We start from the raw sequence: 21,216 nt of genomic DNA, 5'->3' as shown, positions 1-21,216 counted from the left end.
ACCGTAACAGAGCGCCTCGACGTACACGACGGGTACGGCAACACCGATCACGATCGCGGAAACGGCCGTCCCGCAAGACATCTTGCTGCCAACGGGTTGACGTTGCGCCCACCCGGCCGACCGGAGATGCGAAGAGCCCCTGGCACACGAGGTGCCAGGGGCTCTGTCGTCGTGACTACTTAGTAGCGGTAGTGCTCGGGCTTGTACGGGCCGTCGACGTCGACACCGATGTACTCCGCCTGCTCCTTGGTGAGCTTGGTCAGCGACCCACCGAGTGCCTCGACGTGGATCTTGGCGACCTTCTCGTCCAGGTGCTTGGCGAGGCGGTAGACCTCGTTGTCGTACTCGTCGTTCTTCGTCCACAGTTCGATCTGCGCGATGACCTGGTTGGAGAAGCTGTTGCTCATCACGAACGACGGGTGGCCCGTCGCGTTGCCGAGGTTCAGCAGCCGGCCCTCGCTCAGCACGATGATCGAGTGCCCGTCCGGGAAGACGAACTCGTCGACCTGCGGCTTGATGTTGATGCGGCGGATGTCCTCGTCGCGCTCCAGGCGGGCCATCTCGATCTCATCGTCGAAGTGGCCGATGTTGCCGAGGATCGCCTGGTGCTTCATCGACCGCATGTGCTCGAGGGTGATGATCCCCTGGTTGCCGGTTGCGGTGATGACGATGTCCGCCCAGCCAATGGCCTCTTCGACGGTCTTGACCTCGAAGCCGTCCATCAGCGCCTGCAGCGCGTTGATCGGGTCGATCTCGGTGACCGCCACGCGCGCGCCCTGAGCCTTGAGCGCCTCGGCGCAGCCCTTGCCGACGTCGCCGTAACCGCACACCAGCGCGGCCTTGCCGCCGATGAGGACGTCGGTGCCGCGGTTGATGCCGTCGATCAGCGAGTGGCGGGTGCCGTACTTGTTGTCGAACTTGGACTTGGTGACCGAGTCGTTGACGTTGATGGCCGGGAAGGCGAGTTCACCCGCGGCGGCGAACTGGTAGAGCCGCAGCACGCCGGTGGTGGTCTCCTCGGTGACGCCCTGGACGGACTCGGCGATCTTGGTCCACTTGGTCTTGTCGGTCTCGAAACGCTCGCGGATCAGCGCCAGGAACACCTTGTACTCGTCGGACGCGTCGTCCTCCGTGGGCGGCACGACGCCGGCCTTCTCGAACTGCGCCCCGCGCAGCACCAGCATGGTGGCGTCACCGCCGTCGTCGAGGATCATGTTCGCCGGCTCGCCGGGCCAGGTGAGCATCTGCTCGGCGGCCCACCAGTATTCCTCGAGCGACTCGCCCTTCCAGGCGAAGACCGGGGTGCCCTTGGGCTCCTCGGGGGTGCCGTGCGGGCCGACGACGACGGCCGCGGCCGCGTGATCCTGGGTGGAGAAGATGTTGCACGAGGCCCAACGGACCTCGGCGCCCAGCGCCACCAGCGTTTCGATCAGCACGGCGGTCTGAATGGTCATGTGCAGTGATCCGGAGATGCGTGCACCCTTGAGCGGCAGCACCTCGCTGTACTCGCGGCGCAGCGCCATCAGGCCGGGCATCTCGTGTTCGGCCAGCCGGATCTCCTTGCGACCGAACTCGGCTAGTCCCAGGTCGGCGACCTTGAAGTCGATGCCGTTGCGGACGTCGGCGGTCAGTGTGGATGCAGTCATGTAGCCCCTACTTCGTTCGTTCTTGCTTCAGAAATGCCCATGAGCGCACAGATGTGCGCCGGCGACACCCAAAGCCTGCGGACTCGCGGGACAGGCGGCCAAAGCGCTCTGCCAGCTAAGAGGCGTCGATGACACCGTATCGCTCGGCGAACGGTGTCATCAAACGGGCCAGGTCACGGGCCACGTCATGATCCGCCTCCGGGGGCATCGACACGTAGCTCATCGCCAGCCGGACGATAGCTCTGGCCAGCACTCCGGCGTCCTCCGCGCTGGCGCGCACCCAGCTGTCCATGAACGTCGACGTCAACCGTTGCGAGCACCGCGTGATGATGGGCGCGCTGTCGGTGGTGATGATCTGCAGCAGGTCGGGCTTGGCCGCACCGGTCAGCAGCGAAATCACCAGCGGATCGGACGCAGACTCGGCGAAGAAGGCGCGGAAGCCCTCGAGGAAGGCTGCGTAGACGTTGCCGACGTTGCCGCCGATGGCATCGTCGACGGCGTCCACCAGGCGGTCGGCCAGCCGCAGCGCGTACCCCTCGGCCAGGCCCTGGCGTGAGCCGAACTCGTTGTAGATGGTTTGCCTGCTGATGCCGGCCGCCTTGGCGACGTCGGAGAGCGTGATGGCCGACCAGTCACGGTCGAGCAGCAGCTCCCGCATGCCGTCGAGGATGGATCCGCGCAGCAACACCCGCGACGCTTCGGCGTAGGGCACCCGAGGCGCACGGATGGACCGCTCCCCCTCTCCCGGACCGGCCGAAGTACTCACATGCGTGAGGGTAACGGTCATCGCCCCGTCGCTTCGGTCACACGCGTCACGGACGGGCGATCTCGACCATTTCGAAGTCGGACTTGGCCGCGCCGCAGTCGGGACAGCTCCAGTCGTCGGGGATGTCGTCCCAGCGGGTGCCCGGCGCGATACCGTCCTCCGGCCACCCCTTCTCCTCGTCGTACTCGAATCCGCATTGCACGCAGACGAATAGCTTGTACGGCTCACTCATGCCGATGCTCCCACCTCTTCGAAATCGACCTTCTCCCGGACCGCGCAGTCGGGGCAGCACCAGTCGTCGGGCACCTGGTCCCAGGCCGTGCCCGCCGGAAATCCCTCTCGCGGAGCACCTTCCGACTCGTCGTAGACGTAGTCACAACCAGGACACCGGTAGGCCGTCACGAGGCCACTGCCTCACCGCTGCCGTACTCGGCCATCACTCGGTCACGGACCCGCGGATGCACGTTGACCCGGCTGATGTCACCGTCGTAGTGCGCCATGACGCGATGGTCCATCACCTTGCGCCACAGGGGCGGGAAGTAGGTGAGACCGATCATCGAGGCGTACCCGCTGGGCAGGTTCGGCGCTCCGTCCATGCTGCGCAGCGTCTGGTAGCGGCGTGTCGGGTTGGCGTGGTGATCGCTGTGCCGCTGCAGGTGGTACAGGAACAGGTTGGTCACCAAATGGTCTGAATTCCAACTGTGTTGGGGTGCGCACCGCTCGTAGCGTCCGTTGACGGTCTTCTGCCGGAGCAGTCCGTAGTGCTCGAGGTAGTTCACGGTCTCCAGCAGCGTGAAACCGAACACCGCCGAGATGACCACGTACGGAATGAGTGCGATGCCGAAGACCGCGATGAGCACGCCGTAGAACACGATCGACATCGCCCACGCATTGAGCACGTCGTTGGACGGGTGCCAGGGACTGCGGTTCAGCCGACGCATCCGCTGGGCCTCCAACTCCCACGACGACTTCAGGCTTCCCCAGACGCTGCGCGGCAGGAATTCCCAAAAGGTCTCCCCGAACCGGGCCGACGCCGGATCCTCCGGGGTGGCGACGCGGACGTGGTGTCCGCGGTTGTGTTCGATGAAGAAGTGGCCATAGCACGTCTGTGCCAGGGTGATCTTGCTGAGCCAGCGTTCCAGGGAATCCTTCTTGTGCCCCAGTTCGTGCGCGGTGTTGATGCCGACGCCGCCCATCATGCCGACCGACAGGGCCAGGCCGATCTTCGCGGGCCAGCCCAGTGACCCGTCGAAACCGAGCCAACCCAGGTCTGACGCGGTGAACAGGTAGGCCCCCAGCACGACCGTGAGGTACTGGAACGGGATGAAGCTGTAGGTGCAGTACCGGTAGTACTTGTCGTTCTCCAGTCGCGCCATCACCTCGTCGGGCGGGTTCTCGCCGTCGGGGCCGAATCGCCGATCCAGCAGCGGCAGCACCACGTACACCAGGATCGGGCCGATCCAGAAGGGCACCTGCGCGGCGGCATGCCAGCCAAGCTGGTTGAGCGCCCACACGACGGGCAGCATGACGAGCACCGCGGTGGGCACGATGAGGCCCATCAGCCACAGGTACCGCTTCTTGTCTCGCCATGCCTCCGCGGGACTCCCGGTCCCCTCTTGGACGTCTGATAGCTCCATTGCCACGTCAGCCACTCCCCTTCGTGATGGTGGTCACTTGCCTGGCTTGACCATAACTCCGTTTTTGTCGGTTGTCTAGACACAGAATATGGTTTTGTAAAGCCATGGGCGTTGTCATCATGAAGCCATGACGAGTGCGTGACGACATCGGCCGAGACCTGTTTGGTGACCGCGCTGCTGGGTACGGTCCGGGCATGGGGCCGACGAGCGCAGTGGTCATCGGTGCGAGCATCGCCGGCGTGTGCGCAGCTCGCGTGCTGTCGGACCACTTCGACCGGGTGATCGTCCTCGAACGCGACGAATTACCCGACGAACCGGCCAACCGGGCGGCGGTGCCGCAGGGCAGGCACGTGCACCTGTTGATGGCGCGGGGCGCCAGCGAGTTCGAGGGCCTGTTTCCAGGACTCCTCGACGGCATGGTCGCCGAGGGCGTGCCCATCCTGGAGAACCGGCCCGACTGCATCTCCTTCGGCGCCGCGGGCCACCTCCTGGGCACGCAGACGACGCTGCGCGACGAATTCACGGCCTACGTACCCAGCCGCCCCCACCTCGAGTGGCAGATTCGCCGGCGCGCGCTGGCAATACCAAACGTCGAGTTGGTGCGCCAAGGCGTGGCCGAGCCACGATTCGACCCCCTCGCGGAGCGCGTCACCGGCGTTCTGCTGGAGGCCGGTGACGAATCCAGCGCGATACCGGCCGACCTGGTCGTCGACGCCACCGGGCGCGGCACCCGGTTACCGGTCTGGCTCGAACAGTGGGGATACGGCCGGCCGGCCGAGGACACCGTCGACGTCGGAATCAAGTACGCCACCCATCAGGTCAGCATTCCGGCCGGCTTGATCAAGGAGAAGGTGGTGGTCGCGGGCGCCAATCGCGCGAAACCCGTGGGACTTGGCATGCTCCTCTACGAGGACGGTCTCTGGGGTCTGACGACGTTCGGCACGGGCAAGGTCGAGCCGCCACACGACTTCGCCGGCATGTGCGCGCTCGCCGACGACATCCTTCCTGCCCATGTGGCAGTCGCCCTTCGCCAGGGCGAACCCGTCGGTGACGTCGCCTTCCACGCCTACCCCACGAGCCGGTGGCGGCGCTACGACAAGATGGACCGCTTCCCCGCCGGCATCATTCCGTTCGGCGACGCGGTGGTCAGTTTCAACCCGACCTTCGGTCAGGGCATGACCATGACGTCGATCCAGGCCGGCAACCTGCAGGAGGTGCTGCGGTCGGGCGCACCCGATGTCGCGGGCCGCCTGGCCAAGGCCACCGCCAAGACCACCTGGCCGGTGTGGGCCATGACGGCGATCGGCGATCTGAGCCTGCACAACGCCACCGGCGACGCCCGCTGGTGGTACAAACCGGTGGGCGGGTTGTTCGACCAGTTCCTGGGTGCCGCGGAGACCGATCCCGTTCTGGCCGAATGGTTCTTGCGCCGCTTCAGCCTCCTGGACAGCCTCTACATGGTGCCGTCGGCGCGATTGGTGGGACGCACCATTCGGCACAACATGCGGCTGATGCTGTCGGAGAGGTTCAGGTCTTCGGCGCGCGATCGAGATCCGGTTCCAAGTAGATGATCGAGACCGTGGGCACCGCGGCACGCACCGCGGCCTCCGCGGCGTCGATGGTCACCGCGACGGTCGCCAGGTCCGAACCCGGCGCCAGTGCGATCTTGGCGCCGACGAGCATCTCGTCGGGGCTGAGGTATTGCGTGCGCAGATGAATCAGCCGGTCCACGTTGGGGGTCCGTTCCAGCGCCGCACGGATCGCCCGATCCTCGTGTGCCGTCGCGCCCTCACCGATGAGCGCACTGTGCATCTCGATCATCAGGATGACGGCGATCACCGCCAGCAGCGCCCCGATGCACAGGGTGCCGATGCCGTCCCAGACCGGGTTGCCGGTGAGCATCGTCAAGCCGACGCCGACGAGTGCGAACGCCAATCCGACGAGCGCGCCGGTGTCCTCCAGTAGCACTACCGGCAGCTCGGGATTGCGGGAGGTCCGGATGAAACTCCACCATCCGCCGGTTCCCTTCAACGGCCGTGACTCCACCATGGCGGTCCGAAAACTGTAGGACTCCAGGCAGATTGCCACCGCGAGGATGGCGATGGCCACGACCGGCGAGGTCAGCTCGTGCGGATGCACCACCTTCTCGTACCCCTCGTAGAGGGCGAAGGCGGCGCCGAGGGTGAACAACACCAGCGCCACGACGAACGAGTAGAAGTAGCGGCTGCGCCCGTATCCGAACGGATGCAACGCGTCGGCCTGCTTGCCGGCCTCGTGTTGCCCCAGCAGAAGCAGGCCCTGATTGGAGGTGTCGGCGACCGAGTGCACGGCCTCGGCGAGCATCGACGAGCTACCGGTGATGATGAATCCGACGAACTTGGCGGCGGCAATGCCCGCGTTCGCCGAGAGTGCTGCGATGATGGCGCGCTTGCTACCGGACGCGGACATGTCGCAGCCCCTTCGTCAGATGCCGACGGTTGCCCGAAACAGCGTGGCCGGCTGATCGGCGACCAACCGGATCGGACCGTCGTCGGCGGCCACCCAGGCCGCCGCACCACGTTCGAGTGAGAGCACGCTGGACTTGGCGTGCACCTCGACCGAGCCCTCGGTGCACAACAGCACCTGCGGTCCGTCGTGCCGGGCGGGAGCGTCGATCTGATGACCGAGTTCGCGGCCGTCCAGGCGCAGCACCGACACCGCGAATTCCGGTGCGGGGGTCTCGTAGACGAGTTCGATGCCCTCGCTGAGGGTCCGTGGGATCAGCATCGACTCGTCGGTGGGGGTGAAGTCCAGCACCCGCAGCAGTTCGGGCACGTCGACGTGCTTGGGTGTCAGTCCGCCGCGCAACACGTTGTCGGAGTTGGCCATCACCTCGAAGCCCACGCCGTGCAGATAGGCATGGAGATTGCCGGCGGGAAGGTAGATGCCCTGCCCCTGCGATAGCGTGATCCGGTTGAGCAACATCGACGCCAACACACCCGCGTCCCCCGGATACAGTTCGCCGAGCTGCAGGGTGGTCTTCGCCTCGACGGCGAATTCTGTTGCTCCCGAACGCAAGTAGTTGACCGCTCCGTCGAGTACTGCGGGCACCAGGACGTCGAGATCGGCCTGCGGCGCCGTGATCCACGTGGTGAACAGCGCCCGCAATCCGTCGGCATCGGCCTGGCCGGCCAGCAGGTTGACGTAGGGATCGAGGTCGGCGACCGCGAGGGCCTTGAGGAAGGCGACGCTGCGCGCGACCGGACGGAAGCCGGCCAGAGCCTCGAAGTGCCCCAGCGCCACCAACAATTCCGGCTTGTGACTGCGGTCGCGGTAGTTTCTGGTGGGCGCCGAGATGGGAATCCCCTGGCGATCCTCGCGAGCGAAACCCTCGGCGGCCTGCGCAGCACTTGGATGTGCCTGCAATGACAGTGGTTCGTCCGCCGCGAGCACCTTGGCCAGGAAGGGCAGGGCATCACCGAACCGGGAGCGCGTCGCCGCACCCAGCTGACCCTCCGGGTCGGCGGTGATGGTGTCCAGAAGGGACCGGCCCTGGCCGTGGTCGCCCAGCCACGCAGGGTCACCCGGATGAGCGCCCAGCCACAGCTCCGCCTCGGGATGCGGGGTGGGACTGGGTCGTCCCGTGAATTCGGCAATGGCAGTGTGCGATCCCCATGCATAGGTTCGCAGCGCGCCGCGTAATAGGTCCACTCGTCTACCCTCGAACCAATCTCAGGTACGCCGCGGTCATCTCTAGGCGCACCGCCAACATCGCCAATTGTTGTTCGGGACGACCGCTGGGCCGCGGGGTCACCACGTCGGGCACGTCGTCGGCGCTGACGACGTCGACGTCGTCGTAGCCGCTGAGCGTCGAGACGATTGCGGGTCGCTCGGCGTCGGCGGCGAAGACCAGGGTTCGCACCCTGGCGGGGAGCGGACCATCCAATTCCTCGTCATGGAAGATGGATGATTCGTAATCTGTTGGGCTGCTTGCCAATCCCCGTCGCAACGCCATCAACACGTCCGCCAGGCCGACGGCCGCCACGGGCTGCTGGGCCACCCGCAGCATGATCGCGGCCACGTGTCTGGCCAGCGCCACGCTCGCCGGGTTGCCCCCGGCCAGAACGACGTCGCAGCCCGACATGCGCTCGGCGAGCGCCTTTGCGGGGTTGGTGAACAATTCGCGACCCGCGCTATTGCGCAAGGCCTCGGCGTCCAGGGCATCGGCGAGGGCGGCGAGGTCGACGCTGGTCCCAGGCAGCACGACGTGCACGGCGGCCAGTCCGGCTGCCAGGTAACGGCCGAGCGCGAACTCGTCGGGGACCTGCAGGCGCGGCGGCAACACCACGGCCCGGCCCGCCGCCACCTCCCGCAGCGGCCCTTCGTCCGGGGCGACCACCAGTACGCGCGCACCGCGGCGGATGCCGCTCGCGGCGGCGGACACCAGTACCGGGTCGGCGGGATCGTCACCCGCGACGACCAACATGTCCAGCGCCCCGATCCACGGCGGCACCTCGGAGGCCAGCACCAGCGGAGCCGCGGTCGAACCCCCGAGGGCGGCGGCCAGCATCGCACCGGCCGCCTCGGCGGCACCGCGGCTGGCCACCCAGATCACGGTGCGGGGCAACTGGTCGCTGCGGAGCGGTTCGAGCACGCCCTCGTCCAGGGCGGCCGCGGTGGCTCGCATTTGCGCACCCGCCATCGAAGCGGCCCGCAGCAAACCGTGACGGTCAGCTGCGAGCAGACCTTCGACGTCGTCGAGGTCGATGGTCGCGTGCGCGGCACTCATGTGACGGTCCCACTCACGGAGGCGATCTGGTCAGCGACGGCGTCGACGATGGCCGAGACGCCCTCGGTAGTCCTGGCTTCGACGTTGAGCCGCAGCAACGGCTCGGTGTTGGAGGTGCGCAGGTTGAACCAGGTTCCGTCACCAAGGTCGACGGTCACGCCGTCGAGGTGGTCGATGGACTGGATGCGACTGCCGAAGGACTTGAGCACGGCGTCGACGCACCCGGGGGCGTCGGCGACGGTGAAGTTGATCTCCCCCGACGCCTCGTAGCGCTGGTAGTCGGCCATCATCTGCGACAGCGGCCGGTCCTGCTCGCCGAGCGCGGAGAGCACGTGCAGCGCGGCCAGCATCCCGGAGTCCGCGCCCCAGAAGTCGCGGAAGTAGTAGTGCGCCGAGTGCTCGCCACCGAAGATCGCACCGGACTCGGCCATCAGCGCCTTGATGTAGGAGTGTCCGACGCGCGAACGGATCGCGGTGCCACCGCGTTCGACGATGAGCTCGGGCACGGCCCGGGAGGTGATCAGATTGTGGATCACCGTGGCGCCGATCTCCCTGCCGAGTTCGCGGCCCGCCACCAGCGCGGTCACCGCCGACGGCGACACGGGCTGGCCGAGCTCGTCGACGACGAAGCAGCGATCGGCGTCCCCGTCGAACGCCAGCCCGATGTCGGCGCCGGTGTCGAGGACGTGGCGCTGCAGGTCGACGAGGTTGGCCGGATCCAGCGGGTTGGCCTCGTGGTTGGGGAACGTGCCGTCGAGTTCGAAGAACAGCGGAAGCAGCGTGATCGGTGCGAGCGGGCCGAGCACCGCCGGGGTGGTGTGACCACCCATCCCATTGCCCGCGTCGACGGCCACCCGAAGCGGGCGGGAGCCGGCGATGTCGACCAGTGAGCGCAGGAAGTCGCCATAGTCGGCGAGTACGTCGCGGTCCTCGATGGCGCCCGGCAGGCCGTCGAAGCCCGGCACGCCGGCGATCACCTCGTCGCTGATGGTCGTCAACCCGCTCTCCTTGCCGACGGGCTTGGCGCCGGCGCGGCAGAGCTTGATGCCGTTGTAGGCCGCCGGGTTGTGACTGGCGGTGAACATGGCCCCGGGGCAATCGAGCAGACCAGAGGCGAAGTACAGCTGATCGGTGGAAGCCAGACCGATCCGGGTGACGTTCAGCCCCTGGGCGACGACGCCCTCGGCGAACGCAGCCGCCAACGCCGGCGAACTGGCCCGCATGTCGTAACCGATCACCACGCGATCCGCGCCAGGGTCGCCCTCGTCGCGCACCAAGCGGGCAAACGCGCCACCGACGTCGGCGACGAACTGCTCGTCGATCTCCTCGCCGACCAATCCACGTACGTCATACGCCTTGATGACGCGGTTGACTGCCGCAGCGGGCCGGGACATAGATCTCCTCGTGAAGGGGACTCGTGAACGCCAGCCTATCGGCTGGGCCGTCGTCCCGCCGACGGGTCACTCCGGTGGGTCGCACCGGCCGACCCGAACGCACGATCCGACGGGATGGGTGATGGAGGGTTGGCCTCGGGAGTCAGTCGAGGGGGTCTGGCAAAACCCGCAGGTGCCCGCGCTTGCGGCCATTGTGCTCCGATCGCGGGGCCGGCGGCGCCATCAGCGCATTGCCGTGAATCCCGGGATCGGAGAACCCGGCGGGCACGCTGGCGACCGCGGCATCGCGCCCTTCGCGCACTGCGTCGGCGAGCGCAACCAGGTCGTCGTCGTCGGAATGCGACGGCAATGGGCCTGCGTGCCGGACCAGTTCCCAACCCCGTGGCGCGGTGATCCGGCCAGCGTGGATCACACATAGGTCCCAGGAGTGAGGCTCGGAGGCGGTGGCGAGCGGACCGACGACCGCAGTCGAGTCCTTGTAGACGAAGGTCAGCGTCGCCACGGCGTAGTGCGGGCACCCGGGCCTGCAGCAGCGACGGGGAACGTTCACGGACACGAGGCTATCGCGCGGGCGGGCCTCTTGCCCACGACACGCGCAGCCCGCAACCGGCCGATCCCCAACCGTTACGATCGCCGAATGGTCGAGCGGGAGCCCAGACGCGTGCACCGGGGTCGCCGCGAGATGCGCGGGCCCCTGCTGCCACCGACGGTGCCGGGCTGGCGCAGCCGCGCCGAACGCTTCGACATGGCGGTCCTCGAGGCCTACGAGCCGATCGAGCGCCAGTGGCAGGAGCGGGTTTCTGGCCTGGACGTGGCGGTCGACGAGATTCCGCGCATCTCGCCCAAGGATCCGGAGAACGTGCAGTGGCCGCCTGAGGTGATCGCGGACGGACCGGTCGCGCTGGCTCGGCTCATCCCTGCCGGGGTGGACGTCAGGGGAAATGCCACTCGCGCACGAATCGTGTTGTTTCGCAAGCCAATCGAACGTCGAGCCAAGGACACCATCGACCTGTCCGACCTGCTGCACGACGTGTTGGTCGCGCAGGTGGCGACGTATTTGGGCGTGGAGCCCTCCGTCATCGACCCGACGATCGACGACGACTGACCCGTGGGGTCAGGGGTGGATCAGATGATGCCGCGCTTGAGGCGCCGGCGTTCCCGCTCGGACAGCCCGCCCCAGATGCCGAAGCGCTCGTCGTTGGCGAGTGCGTAGTCCAGGCACGCGTCCTTGACTTCGCAGCCGAGGCAGATGCGCTTGGCCTCGCGGGTCGAGCCGCCCTTCTCGGGGAAGAACGCCTCCGGGTCGGTCTGCGCGCACAACGCGCGTTCCTGCCATTGCTCGTCGTCGATTGCCGGCTCGTCGTACGCGTTCGGGTGGTCGGGGACCACACTCAACTGGGGACGGCCAATCACCCCACCCTGCGACGGCCCGGTATCGGTATGCGGTTCGTTGCCTACTGAGCCGAGCATCCGACTGTCGAATCGGATGACACGATCGAAATCTACGTGCTCATAAGACATCTTCCGCCTCCTTACCTGTTCTCGAAATTCCCGTTTGTCCAGCCCCGCCGCGAACCCGCGCGGCCACTCCCATTCGAACAAGTGATCGAATCTCGGTCTGCGACACTGGAACCGGAAGCGAACCGGGAAATGACACTGATGTGATTAGACACGGGTTAGCTGCACCGGTCAAGCGCTAAGGGCCGTTTTCATATCATCTCGTGACCAGATGTCGGCGCGTCGGTTACCTGGCGTGTCGCGAACGTGACCAATTCGGCCCCCGCCGTGAAACACGATGGCCCCGGAGCGCCTAGTGTCGATCGATGTGAAAGTCACCGTTCTGGTAGGCGGCGTCGGGGGTGCGCGCTTCCTCCTCGGCGTTCAGCAATACCTTGGCCTCGGCCAATTCGCGGGCGCGGCAACGGGCCCTGGTCACGACCACGAGCTAACCGCCGTGGTCAACGTCGGAGACGATGCGTGGATGCATGGCGTCCGCATTTGCCCGGACCTCGACACCTGCATGTACACCTTAGGTGGAGGTATCGATCCCACGCGGGGCTGGGGCCACGCCAACGAAACCTGGCACGCCAAGGAGGAACTCGCCGCCTACGGCGTGCAACCCGACTGGTTCGGGCTGGGCGACCGCGACCTGGCCACGCACCTGGTGCGCAGCCAGATGCTCAGGGCGGGATACCCGCTGTCCCAAGTGACCGAGGCACTGTGCGCGCGATGGCAGCCAGGCGCGCGCCTGCTGCCCGTCACCGACGACCGCAGTGAAACCCACGTGGTCGTAACCGATCCCGAACCAGGTGCCGAGCCCGATTCCCGGCGTGCCATCCACTTCCAGGAGTGGTGGGTGCGGTACCGCGCGCAAATCCCCACGCACGACTTCGCATTCGTCGGCGCCGACAAGGCCAGCGCGGCGCCAGGCGTGCTGCAGGCCATCGCCGAGGCCGACGTCGTCCTGATCGCCCCATCCAACCCCGTCGTCAGCGTCGGGGCGATCCTCGCCGTACCGGGAATCCGCGGCGCTATTCGTTCCACGCCGGCGCCAGTGATCGGCTACTCCCCGATCGTCGCGGGACGGGCGTTGCGCGGGATGGCCGACGAGTGCCTGTCGGTGATCGGGGTGGAGACCTCCTCGCAGGGTGTCGGAGCCCACTTCGGCGCGCGCTCGGCCACCGGGCTGCTCGACGGCTGGCTCATCGCCGAGGGCGATTCGGCCACGATCCCCGGCATCGAGGTACGCGCGGTGCCGCTGTTGATGACCGACCCGAAGGCCACCGCCGAAATGGTGCGCCACGGAATCGAACTCGCCGGCATCGGGTCGGGCGCGTGAACGCACCAGGGCAGAACACCGAACACGGTGCCGCCGCCGCCATCGAGATCCTGCCCGTGCCGGGGCTGCCGGAGTTCCGGCCCGGCGACGACGTCGCCGCCGCCATCGCCACCGCGGCACCCTGGCTTCGCGACGACGACGTCGTCGTGGTGACCAGCAAGGTGTTCTCCAAGAGCGAAGGGCGCATCGTGGCCGCGCCGACGGATCCCGAGGAACGGGATGCGTTGCGTCGCAGACTGGTCGACGCCGAGGCGGTCCGGGTGCTGGCCCGCAAGGGCCGGACGTTGATCACGGAGAACGCCATCGGCCTGATCCAGGCCGCTGCCGGCGTCGACGGCTCGAACGTCGACACGGCCGAGTTGGCGCTGCTGCCAGTCGATCCCGACGGCAGCGCGGCGGCACTGCGGGAACGCCTGCGCGCGCTACTCGGCGTCACCGTAGGCATCGTGATCACCGACACCATGGGCCGGGCGTGGCGCAACGGCCAGACCGATACCGCCATCGGTGCGGCCGGACTGGCCGTCCTGCACGGCTACGGCGGATCCCACGACGTCCACGGCAACGAGCTGGTGGTCACCGAGATCGCGGTCGCCGACGAGATCGCCGCCGCCGCAGACCTCGTCAAGGGCAAGCTAACCGGCATCCCGGTGGCCGTGGTCCGTGGGCTGTCCCCGCGCGACGACGGCACCAACGGTCACACCCTCGTCAGGGCGGGCGAGGACGACCTGTTCTGGCTCGGCACCGCCGAGGCGATCGAGCGGGGCCGGTTGCATGCTCAACTGCTGCGTCGGTCCGTGCGCCAGTTCAGTGCCGATCCCGTGGACCCGGCGGTCGTCGAGGCCGCCGTGGCCGAGGCTCTCACTGCACCCGCGCCGCACCACACCCGGCCGGTGCGCTTCGCCTGGATCCGCGATCGCGAGGTGCGCGTCGGCCTGCTCGACGGCATGCGCGAGACGTGGCGGGCCGATCTACTCGCCGACGGACGACCCGCCGATGCCGTCGATCGCCGCGTGCGCCGGGGTCAGATCCTCTACGACGCGCCCGAACTCGTCATCCCGTTCATGGTGCCCGACGGCGCCCACGCCTACCCCGACGCGGCACGGACGGCGGCCGAACACACGATGTTCACCGTGGCCGCCGGTGCCGCAGTGCAGGCGCTGCTGGTGGCTCTGGCGGTCCGCGGAGTCGGCAGCTGCTGGATCGGTTCGACGATCTTCGCTGCCGACCTCGTTCGCGAACGTCTCGAGCTGCCGCCGGACTGGGAACCCCTCGGCGCCATCGCCATCGGGCACCCGCAGACGCCGCTCGAACCGCGCGAGCCGGTACCCACCGACGGCCTGCTCGTCTACCGATGAGCCTGCACGAATCGGTCGTCGACACGCTGAACCGTTGGGAGACGACCGATCCCGGCCAGGACGCGCTGCGGCAGGCGGTGCTTGCGTTCGTACTGGCCAGGCCCGACGCGTGCCAGCGGGCCTGCGCCCCCGGCCACGTCACGGCCTCGGCTCTGGTGCTCGACCACACCGGCACGAACACCCTGCTGACCCTGCATCCCCGGCTCGGCCGCTGGGTGCAGCTCGGCGGACACTGCGAGGAATCCGATCCCGACATCGCGTCGGCGGCATTGCGGGAGGCCCGCGAGGAGTCCGGCGTCGACGAGCTGACCGTCGACGAGCTGCCGACCGCGCTGCACGTGCACGCCCTGACGTGCTCGCTGGGCGTGCCGACGCGCCACCTCGACGTGCAGTTCGTCGCGCGGGCACCGGTGAGCGCCGAGATCGCGATCAGCGACGAATCCCTGGACCTGCGCTGGTGGCCACTCGACGGGCTTCCGCCGGGATCGGACTTCGGGCTGACGCAGCTGGCCCGGGCGGCTCAGACGGCTATGGCCTCACCGACGTCTCAGACGTCCGCAGCCTCATCGACGTCTCAGACGTCGGTGGAGTAGCGGATTCCGCCGTCGGGGATGCTCACACCTGGCCACACCCTGGCACCGCGCAGCAGCTCGCACCGCGCGCCGATGTTGGCGCCGTCGCCGATGACGCCGTCGCGGATCAGGGCCCGCGGTCCGATTCGCGCGCCGAACCCGATGATGGATCGCTCGACCACGGCGCCTGCCTCGATGCGCGCACCGTCGAAGACCACCGCACCGTCCAACCGGGCACCCGCGCCGATCTCGGCGCCGCGGCCCACCACCGTGCCGCCGATCAGCAAGGCACCGGGTGCGACGGCCGCGCCGTCGTGCACCAGTTCCTCGCCGCGGTGTCCCTTCAGCGCGGGCGACGGCGCGATGCCACGCACCAAATCGGCCGAGCCGCGGACGAAGTCGTCCGGGGTGCCCATGTCGCGCCAGTAGGTGGCGTCGACGTAACCGCACACCTTGAGGCCGTCGGACAGCAGCGCCGGGAAGACCTCGCGCTCCACCGACACCGCGCGACCGGTCGGGATGCGATCGATCACCTCGCGCCGGAACACGTAGCAGCCGGCGTTGATCTGGTCGGTGGGCGGATCCTGGGTCTTCTCGAGGAACGCCGTCACGGCACCGTCGGGATCGGTTGGCACACAACCGAATGCGCGCGGATCGCCGACGCGCACCAAGTGCAGCGTCAGATCGGCGTTGCGCTCCTCGTGGCTTGCCAGCAGGGCACCGAGATCAGCTCCCGAGAGCACGTCACCGTTGAACACCAGCGCCGTGTCGTAGCGGAGCTTGGAGGCCACGTTGGCGATGCCGCCGCCCGTGCCGCGCGGCTCGTCCTCGACGACGTACTCGATCTCCAGGCCCAGCTTGGAACCGTCACCGAACTCGGCTTCGAAGACCTGCGCCTTGTAGGACGTGCCGAGCACCACGTGGCGGATGCCTGCGGCCTCGATGCGGGACAGCAGGTGCGTCAGGAACGGCAGGCCCGCGGTCGGCAACATCGGCTTGGGCGCCGACAGCGTCAATGGGCGCAGGCGCGTCCCCTGACCACCCACCAGGACGACCGCGTCCACCTCAGCAGGATTCACCACTTACCGCCGTCCTTTCGCTGCCTTGCGTCGAGAATTCCCGACCACCAGGCCCGCTCGGACTGAGAGCGCCCCCCGGATGGCCCACCGCAGCGGCGACTCCCACCATCTGGGATGCCGGTCGGCGAGAAAAGTGTAGGTGCTCCTGTGGTGGGCTGCCAAGTTGCGGGCAGGATCTCGGCCCGTCGCATGCCCCTTGTCGTGCAAAATCTCCGAGGCGGGCACGTACACGTTGAGCCATCCCGCGCGTTCGAGACGATCACCGAGGTCAACGTCCTCCATGTACATGAAGTAACGCTCGTCGAAGCCCTTGACGGCATCGAAGGCGTCCCGGCGTAGCAACAGGCACGAACCGGACAGCCAGCCAACAGGTCGTTCGCTGGGTGTCATTCGCTCCTGGCGGTACGCCGCGGTCCACGGATTCGACTTCCACCACGGTCCCACGACCGCATGCATCCCGCCACGGATCAGGCTGGGCTGGTGCCGCGCCGAGGGATAGACCGACCCGTCGGGATCGCGGATGAGCGGCCCCAGCGCACCGGCCCGCGGCCACCGGGCGGCGGCCTCGAGGAGCGCGTCGATGCTGTCCGGGCCCCACTGGACGTCGGGATTGGCGACTATGAAGAACTCGGGGTCCGACGGGATCTGTCCGCCGAGATACTCCGCGACGGCGCGATTGACCGCACTGCCGTAGCCGAGATTGCCGCCGGTGGGCAGCAGGCGGACGTTGGGATGGCGCTCGACCGCCGCCTCCGGCGCCCCGTCCGTCGAACCGTTGTCGGCCATGACGACCGTGACGGGCCGGATGGTGGCGTGGGACAACGTGTCGAGGAACCGGTCCAGGTGCGGTCCCGGCGAATACGTCACCGTCACCACGACCAATTCGTCACTCACGGCGTCGAGGGTAATGGCGACCGCCGTCCGTCAGGGCAGCCGGTGCACCTTCTCGAGTACCTCAGCGGGCGAGCACCCCTGCGGTGAACTTGGGCTGCCAGTCCGACGTCAGCAGCGCCCCGAAGTTCGATTCGCGGTCACCGCGGTTGGCGGAATCGACGTCCCGGATGCTGTAGATGAACGCCGGGCCGCTGTATCCGGTCGCTGCGGCGGCCGCCAATACGTCGGTGATCTGCTTGGCCTGGTCCTGCGGGCTGACGCCGTCACCGCAGTCGCACGTGGGCGCCCCGAGTTCGGTCATCCAGATCTTCTTGCCACCGTCACCGTTACGGGCCATCACGTCGTGCATGGCGCCGACGTCGGACCAGCCGTTCTCCGGGTTGGCGGCCAGGCCCGTCGGGAAGACGTACGGGTGCGCTGCCGCGGCGTCGAAGCTGCCCTTGCCCCCGGCGGCGTACACCTTGTCCAGGAACGCCGGCGGCGATTCGTCACCCGGCAGGCGGCTCAGTCCGGCGAGGACGACCGTGGCGTTGGGCTGGACCGCCTTGATCGCCGGATAGGCGGCCTTGACCAGCTCGGTGTACCTCGGGGCGTTGTGCACGCCGCCGCCGAAGAACAGCGGGAGGTTCGGCTCGTTCCACAGCTGCCAGTTCGACACCTTCGACCCGTAGTGCGTGGCCACGGCCCGAGAGAAGTCGGCGTAGTCGGCCGTGTTGTCCGGCGGGGTGGTGAAGTAGGTGCCCGGCGGCTTGGCCCAGTCCGGCGTGAACGCGATGACGCCGAGCACCCGCAACCCGTGCGCCGCGGCGGCGTTGATCACCATGTCGGTCTGTCCCCAGTCGTACTGGCCCTTGGCCGTCTCGATCTGCGACCACGGCACCAGGACGCGCAACCAGCTGGCGTTGGTCTTGGCGACCGCATCGAGTTCGCGGTCGACGTCGCCCGCACCGAGCCACGTCGTCTGGGCCCCGTCGCCGAAGCCGTAACCCGCTGCCGGGATGGAGGGTGGCGCGGCGTTCGCAGGCGCGGGCACGGTCAGTCCGAGGACGACTGCCACGCACACTGCCGCGCGCACGAACAGTCCCGTTGCACGTTTGGTCATGCCCAGAAAGCTACCGCACCTAAGCATCGACGAGGATGCCGCCGTGACGGGCTTAGAGCGTCACCTCGGCCAGCGCGGCCGCCAGCGCCTGCCGCCACGGCCGCAGTTGCGAGAGGCCGGCGTCCGCCGACCGACGGCCCGACAACGCCGAGTACGGCGGTCGCGGAGCGGGTCGCGGATGGTGGGCGGTGTCCACCGGCCTCACCCGCTCGGGATCGGCGCCCACCAGCTCGAAGACCGCACGAGCCTGCTCGAACCGGCTGGTCTCGCCCTGGTTGGCGGCGTGCAGCACCGACTCCTCGATCGACCCGTCGGCCACCTGCAGCAGCGCGCCGACCAGGTCACCGACGTAGGTCGGCGAACCGACCTGGTCGGCGACGACGTCCACCGGACCGTCGCCGGCGGCCAACCGCCGCATGGTCGCGACGAAGTCCGCACCGTCGCCGCCGGAGAAGATCCAGGCCGTGCGTACGACGTGGGCATTGGGCATCGCCGCCAGCACCTCGAACTCACCCTCCAGCTTGGTGCGGCCATAGACGCCCAGCGGGTGGGTCTCGTCATCGATCTCGTAGGGACGGGGCGTACCACCACCGAAGTCGCCGTCGAACACGTAGTCGGTCGAGACGTGGACGAGCTCGGCCCCGACCCGCGCGCAGGCATGGGCGACGTTCTCGGCTCCCCCGGCGTTGACCGCGCGGGCCGCATCCTCGTCGGACTCGGCCTGGTCGACCTTCGTGTAGGCGGCGCAGTTGATCACCACGTCACCAGCCGAGAAGTAGCGCTCGGGGGCCGTCGGGTCGGTGACGTCGCACTCGGCCGACGTCAACGCCAGCACCTCCTGGCCGCGCCGTCTCGCCTCGGCCGCCAGCTTGCGCCCGACGAGCCCTCCCGCACCGGTGATGACCAAACGACCAGACATGTCTGAAGAGTCTGGCACGCCGACCCGCGCTACCCGGTCTTCGGGCGACTCGCCAGTAGCCTGGGCTGATGCCAGCTCGTCTGTCCCGCATCGTTGCCGTGGTCGTCGCGGCTCTGATCGTCGTCGGCACGGGCGTCGCGTGGGGAAAGATCCGGTCGTTCGAGAACGGCATCAATCACGTCTCGTCCGCCGCGCTCGGCGGCGGCGGTGACGACGGTGCGATCGACATCCTGCTCGTCGGGTTGGACAGCCGTACCGACGCCCACGGCAACCCGCTCTCCGCCGAGGAACTCGCGACGCTGCGCGCCGGCGACGACGTCTCGACCAATACCGACACCATCATCTTGATCCGCATCCCGAACAACGGGATGTCCGCGACCGCGATCTCCATCCCGCGCGACTCCTACGTCGAGGCGCCCGGCGATCTCGGCAAGACCAAGATCAACGGCGTCTTCGGTCAGGTCAAGCTCGAGAAGATGAAGGAGCTCGTCGAGCAGCAGGGCGAGGACCCCGCGGTCGCCGAGCCCAAGGCCACCGAAGCCGGCCGTGAGGCGTTGATCAAGACGGTCGCCAACCTGACCGGAGTGACCGTCGACCACTACGCCGAGATCGGCCTGCTCGGGTTCGCGCTGATCACCGACGCCCTCGGCGGGGTCGACGTCTGCCTCAAGAACGCGGTCTCCGAGCCCCTTTCCGGCGCCGACTTCCCGGCGGGCCCGCAGAAGCTCGACGGCCCGCAGGCCCTGAGCTTCGTCAGGCAGCGCCACGATCTGCCGAGGGGCGACCTCGACCGGGTCACTCGGCAGCAGGCGGTGATGGCCGCCCTTGCGCACCAGGTGATCTCGAGCAAGACGCTCTCCAGCCCGGCCACCCTCAACCGGTTGCAGACCGCCGTGCAGCGCTCGGTGGTGCTGTCCGACGGCTGGGACATCATGGACTTCGTCCAGCAGATGCAGAAGCTGGCGGGCGGCAAGGTGGCCTTCGCCACGATTCCCGTCCTGCAGGAGGACGGCTGGAGTGACGACGGCATGCAGAGCGTGGTGCGGGTCGATCCGACCCAGGTGCACGACTTCGTCATGAGCCTGCTGCAGAACCAGGACGCGGGCAAGACCGAACAGCTCTCCTACTCGCCGTCGAAGACCACCGTCGACGTCATGAACGACACCGACATCAACGGGCTGGCGGCCTCGGTGTCGGAGGAGTTGACGGGCAAGGGCTTCGTGGCGGGCAGCATCGGCAACAACGAGACGGGTCGCGTCACCAACAGCCAGGTGCGGGCGGCCAAGACCGACGACCTTGGTGCGCAAGCGGTTTCCAAGGAGCTGGGCAATCTGCCCATCATCGAGGACCCGTCGGTGGGCCCCGGTTCGGTTCAGGTCGTGATCGCCACCGACTACACCGGCCCCGGATCGGGTCTTGGCACCGAGGTCAGCAAGGGCGACACCGTCGACACCGCGGCCGTCGAGTCCACCGACACTCCCCTTCCCGCGCCGCCCATCATCACCGCGGGCTCGGACGGACCGGAGTGCGTGAACTGACCAATCTCGGCTCGGCGGTGATGGATCCGCTCCTCGCGCTGCCCTCGGCACCGCGCATCACCTACTACGACGACGCTACGGGCGAGCGGATCGAGCTGTCGACGGCCACCCTCGCCAACTGGGCTGCCAAGAGCGGCAACCTGATTCGCGATGAGCTCGGAGCGGGCCCGGGCAGCCGGGTCGCCGTGCTGCTGCCCGCCCACTGGCAGACCCTTGGGGTGCTACTGGGCATCTGGTACGTCGGCGCGGAAGTCGTTGTCGGGCAATCAAATTGCGACATCGCCTTCTGCACTGCTCGGGGAGTCGCCGATGCCGACGCCGCCGCACCAGGTGGCGAGGTGGTGGCCCTGTCACTCGACCCGTTCGGCAAGCCGATCCCCGACCTGCCCTTCGGCATCACCGACTACGCGACGTCGGTACGGCTGCACGGCGATCAGATCGTGGCGGAGCGCCAGCCCGGAACCGCACTCGATGGCCGGTCCGCGACCGAGGTCCTCGACGCGGCAGCGGCTTCAGCGGCGGCGGCAGGCCTGACGGCCGACAGCAGGGTGCTCTCGACGCGACCGTGGGACACCGCCGAGAGCATCGTCGACGGCGTGCTCGCGGTGCTGGTGGCCGGCGGGTCACTGGTCCAGGTGGCCCACCCCGATCCCGGCGCGCAGGACCGGCGGCGGGCCGCGGAGAAGATCACCGCAGAACTGGCCTGA

Annotated in this window: 22 protein-coding genes; 7 read left to right on the top strand and 15 right to left on the bottom strand. The window is 68.1% G+C overall.

What is annotated here, in order from left to right:
* Positions 1–179: 179 nt before the first annotated feature.
* From ahcY to SBI80_RS03270, 5 genes are all read right to left on the bottom strand, one after another.
* A complete protein-coding gene (ahcY, locus tag SBI80_RS03290) occupies positions 180–1,646 on the bottom strand; it encodes an adenosylhomocysteinase (RefSeq protein WP_318972982.1) in 1,467 nt (488 codons plus the stop codon).
* Between the two features lie 115 nt (positions 1,647–1,761).
* Complete coding sequence (locus tag SBI80_RS03285) at positions 1,762–2,433, bottom strand: TetR/AcrR family transcriptional regulator (protein ID WP_413232619.1); 672 nt, start codon at positions 2,431–2,433, stop codon at positions 1,762–1,764.
* Positions 2,434–2,458: 25 nt separating this feature from the next.
* Positions 2,459–2,644, bottom strand: a complete 186-nt coding sequence (locus SBI80_RS03280; RefSeq protein WP_029367840.1) for a rubredoxin — start codon at positions 2,642–2,644, stop codon at positions 2,459–2,461.
* The gene (locus tag SBI80_RS03275; protein WP_318972980.1) at positions 2,641–2,814 is read right to left on the bottom strand and encodes a rubredoxin; all 174 of its coding nucleotides are present in this window, start codon (positions 2,812–2,814) and stop codon (positions 2,641–2,643) included. Before SBI80_RS03275 ends, SBI80_RS03280 begins: the two co-directional genes overlap by 4 nt.
* Positions 2,811–4,049: an alkane 1-monooxygenase gene (locus SBI80_RS03270; protein ID WP_318973664.1), complete on the bottom strand. Its 1,239-nt coding sequence runs from the start codon at positions 4,047–4,049 to the stop codon at positions 2,811–2,813. Before SBI80_RS03270 ends, SBI80_RS03275 begins: the two co-directional genes overlap by 4 nt.
* A 194-nt stretch (positions 4,050–4,243) precedes the next feature.
* On the opposite strand from SBI80_RS03270, the gene SBI80_RS03265 reads away from it, so the two are divergent.
* Positions 4,244–5,620: an FAD-dependent oxidoreductase gene (locus SBI80_RS03265; protein ID WP_318972979.1), complete on the top strand. Its 1,377-nt coding sequence runs from the start codon at positions 4,244–4,246 to the stop codon at positions 5,618–5,620.
* Here the strand turns inward: SBI80_RS03265 and SBI80_RS03260 are convergent.
* The 5 genes from SBI80_RS03260 to SBI80_RS03240 all read right to left on the bottom strand — a co-directional run bounded on the left by SBI80_RS03260 (position 5,577) and on the right by SBI80_RS03240 (position 10,761).
* The gene (locus SBI80_RS03260; RefSeq protein WP_318972978.1) at positions 5,577–6,497 is read right to left on the bottom strand and encodes a cation diffusion facilitator family transporter; all 921 of its coding nucleotides are present in this window, start codon (positions 6,495–6,497) and stop codon (positions 5,577–5,579) included. The two genes, SBI80_RS03265 and SBI80_RS03260, sit on opposite strands and share 44 nt — an antisense overlap.
* A gap of 15 nt (positions 6,498–6,512) precedes the next feature.
* Positions 6,513–7,739 (bottom strand): mannose-6-phosphate isomerase, class I, encoded by a 1,227-nt coding sequence (gene manA, locus SBI80_RS03255; protein WP_318972977.1) that lies wholly within the window; start codon positions 7,737–7,739, stop codon positions 6,513–6,515.
* 4 nt (positions 7,740–7,743) lie between these two features.
* Positions 7,744–8,817, bottom strand: a complete 1,074-nt coding sequence (locus SBI80_RS03250; RefSeq protein WP_318972976.1) for a TobH protein — start codon at positions 8,815–8,817, stop codon at positions 7,744–7,746.
* On the bottom strand, positions 8,814–10,211 hold the full coding sequence (locus SBI80_RS03245) for a phosphomannomutase/phosphoglucomutase (protein WP_318972975.1): 1,398 nt from the start codon (positions 10,209–10,211) through the stop codon (positions 8,814–8,816). The genes SBI80_RS03250 and SBI80_RS03245 overlap by 4 nt, the downstream gene beginning before the upstream one ends.
* Positions 10,212–10,353: 142 nt before the next feature.
* Positions 10,354–10,761, bottom strand: coding sequence for a DUF3499 domain-containing protein (locus SBI80_RS03240; RefSeq protein ID WP_318972974.1), 408 nt, complete (start codon positions 10,759–10,761; stop codon positions 10,354–10,356).
* A gap of 132 nt (positions 10,762–10,893) precedes the next feature.
* Between SBI80_RS03240 and SBI80_RS03235 the strand changes: the two genes are divergently transcribed.
* Positions 10,894–11,316: a metallopeptidase family protein gene (locus tag SBI80_RS03235; protein ID WP_318973663.1), complete on the top strand. Its 423-nt coding sequence runs from the start codon at positions 10,894–10,896 to the stop codon at positions 11,314–11,316.
* A 20-nt stretch (positions 11,317–11,336) separates the two neighbouring features.
* On the opposite strand, the gene SBI80_RS03230 is transcribed toward SBI80_RS03235, so the two are convergent.
* Positions 11,337–11,606, bottom strand: coding sequence for a WhiB family transcriptional regulator (locus SBI80_RS03230; protein ID WP_413232655.1), 270 nt, complete (start codon positions 11,604–11,606; stop codon positions 11,337–11,339).
* A gap of 430 nt (positions 11,607–12,036) precedes the next feature.
* On the opposite strand from SBI80_RS03230, the gene cofD reads away from it, so the two are divergent.
* Genes cofD through SBI80_RS03215 form a run of 3 tightly spaced genes read left to right on the top strand, consistent with a single transcriptional unit; the run spans position 12,037 to position 14,998 of the window.
* Positions 12,037–13,050 (top strand): 2-phospho-L-lactate transferase, encoded by a 1,014-nt coding sequence (cofD, locus tag SBI80_RS03225; RefSeq protein ID WP_318972973.1) that lies wholly within the window; start codon positions 12,037–12,039, stop codon positions 13,048–13,050.
* The gene (locus SBI80_RS03220) at positions 13,047–14,405 is read left to right on the top strand and encodes a coenzyme F420-0:L-glutamate ligase (protein WP_318972972.1); all 1,359 of its coding nucleotides are present in this window, start codon (positions 13,047–13,049) and stop codon (positions 14,403–14,405) included. The genes cofD and SBI80_RS03220 overlap by 4 nt, the downstream gene beginning before the upstream one ends.
* Positions 14,402–14,998 carry an NUDIX hydrolase gene (locus tag SBI80_RS03215; protein ID WP_318972971.1) on the top strand — a complete coding sequence of 199 codons (597 nt, stop codon included), beginning with the start codon at positions 14,402–14,404 and terminating at the stop codon, positions 14,996–14,998. Before SBI80_RS03220 ends, SBI80_RS03215 begins: the two co-directional genes overlap by 4 nt.
* Here the strand turns inward: SBI80_RS03215 and manB are convergent.
* From manB to rfbD, 4 genes are all read right to left on the bottom strand, one after another.
* A complete protein-coding gene (manB, locus tag SBI80_RS03210) occupies positions 14,980–16,059 on the bottom strand; it encodes a mannose-1-phosphate guanylyltransferase ManB (RefSeq protein ID WP_318972970.1) in 1,080 nt (359 codons plus the stop codon). The genes SBI80_RS03215 and manB overlap by 19 nt on opposite strands.
* Positions 16,060–16,950 carry a glycosyltransferase family 2 protein gene (locus SBI80_RS03205; RefSeq protein WP_318972969.1) on the bottom strand — a complete coding sequence of 297 codons (891 nt, stop codon included), beginning with the start codon at positions 16,948–16,950 and terminating at the stop codon, positions 16,060–16,062. It abuts the gene before it with no gap.
* Between the two features lie 61 nt (positions 16,951–17,011).
* The gene (locus SBI80_RS03200) at positions 17,012–18,052 is read right to left on the bottom strand and encodes a cellulase family glycosylhydrolase (protein WP_318972968.1); all 1,041 of its coding nucleotides are present in this window, start codon (positions 18,050–18,052) and stop codon (positions 17,012–17,014) included.
* Positions 18,053–18,104: 52 nt separating this feature from the next.
* Positions 18,105–18,971, bottom strand: coding sequence for a dTDP-4-dehydrorhamnose reductase (gene rfbD / locus SBI80_RS03195; protein ID WP_318972967.1), 867 nt, complete (start codon positions 18,969–18,971; stop codon positions 18,105–18,107).
* A gap of 68 nt (positions 18,972–19,039) precedes the next feature.
* On the opposite strand from rfbD, the gene SBI80_RS03190 reads away from it, so the two are divergent.
* Positions 19,040–20,509, top strand: coding sequence for an LCP family protein (locus tag SBI80_RS03190; RefSeq protein WP_318972966.1), 1,470 nt, complete (start codon positions 19,040–19,042; stop codon positions 20,507–20,509).
* Positions 20,506–21,216 (top strand): TIGR03089 family protein, encoded by a 711-nt coding sequence (locus tag SBI80_RS03185; RefSeq protein ID WP_318973661.1) that lies wholly within the window; start codon positions 20,506–20,508, stop codon positions 21,214–21,216. The genes SBI80_RS03190 and SBI80_RS03185 overlap by 4 nt, the downstream gene beginning before the upstream one ends.

The sequence above is a fragment of the Mycolicibacterium sichuanense genome (genome assembly GCF_033741125.1).
Lineage (GTDB): Bacteria > Actinomycetota > Actinomycetes > Mycobacteriales > Mycobacteriaceae > Mycobacterium.
Note: the sequence above shows the minus strand (reverse complement) of the source record. Positions and strands in the feature narration are given on the sequence as shown.

Coding starts and splice junctions, on each gene's coding strand:
- SBI80_RS03200 (WP_318972968.1), bottom strand. CDS start 18,052: ATGACCAAACGTGCAACGGGACTGTTCGTGCGCGCGGCAGTGTGCGTG.
- ahcY (WP_318972982.1), bottom strand. CDS start 1,646: ATGACTGCATCCACACTGACCGCCGACGTCCGCAACGGCATCGACTTC.
- SBI80_RS03265 (WP_318972979.1), top strand. CDS start 4,244: ATGGGGCCGACGAGCGCAGTGGTCATCGGTGCGAGCATCGCCGGCGTG.
- SBI80_RS03250 (WP_318972976.1), bottom strand. CDS start 8,817: ATGAGTGCCGCGCACGCGACCATCGACCTCGACGACGTCGAAGGTCTG.
- SBI80_RS03260 (WP_318972978.1), bottom strand. CDS start 6,497: ATGTCCGCGTCCGGTAGCAAGCGCGCCATCATCGCAGCACTCTCGGCG.
- SBI80_RS03190 (WP_318972966.1), top strand. CDS start 19,040: ATGCCAGCTCGTCTGTCCCGCATCGTTGCCGTGGTCGTCGCGGCTCTG.
- SBI80_RS03270 (WP_318973664.1), bottom strand. CDS start 4,049: ATGGAGCTATCAGACGTCCAAGAGGGGACCGGGAGTCCCGCGGAGGCA.
- SBI80_RS03235 (WP_318973663.1), top strand. CDS start 10,894: ATGCGCGGGCCCCTGCTGCCACCGACGGTGCCGGGCTGGCGCAGCCGC.
- SBI80_RS03280 (WP_029367840.1), bottom strand. CDS start 2,644: ATGAGTGAGCCGTACAAGCTATTCGTCTGCGTGCAATGCGGATTCGAG.
- SBI80_RS03285 (WP_413232619.1), bottom strand. CDS start 2,433: ATGACCGTTACCCTCACGCATGTGAGTACTTCGGCCGGTCCGGGAGAG.
- SBI80_RS03245 (WP_318972975.1), bottom strand. CDS start 10,211: ATGTCCCGGCCCGCTGCGGCAGTCAACCGCGTCATCAAGGCGTATGAC.
- rfbD (WP_318972967.1), bottom strand. CDS start 18,971: ATGTCTGGTCGTTTGGTCATCACCGGTGCGGGAGGGCTCGTCGGGCGC.
- SBI80_RS03215 (WP_318972971.1), top strand. CDS start 14,402: ATGAGCCTGCACGAATCGGTCGTCGACACGCTGAACCGTTGGGAGACG.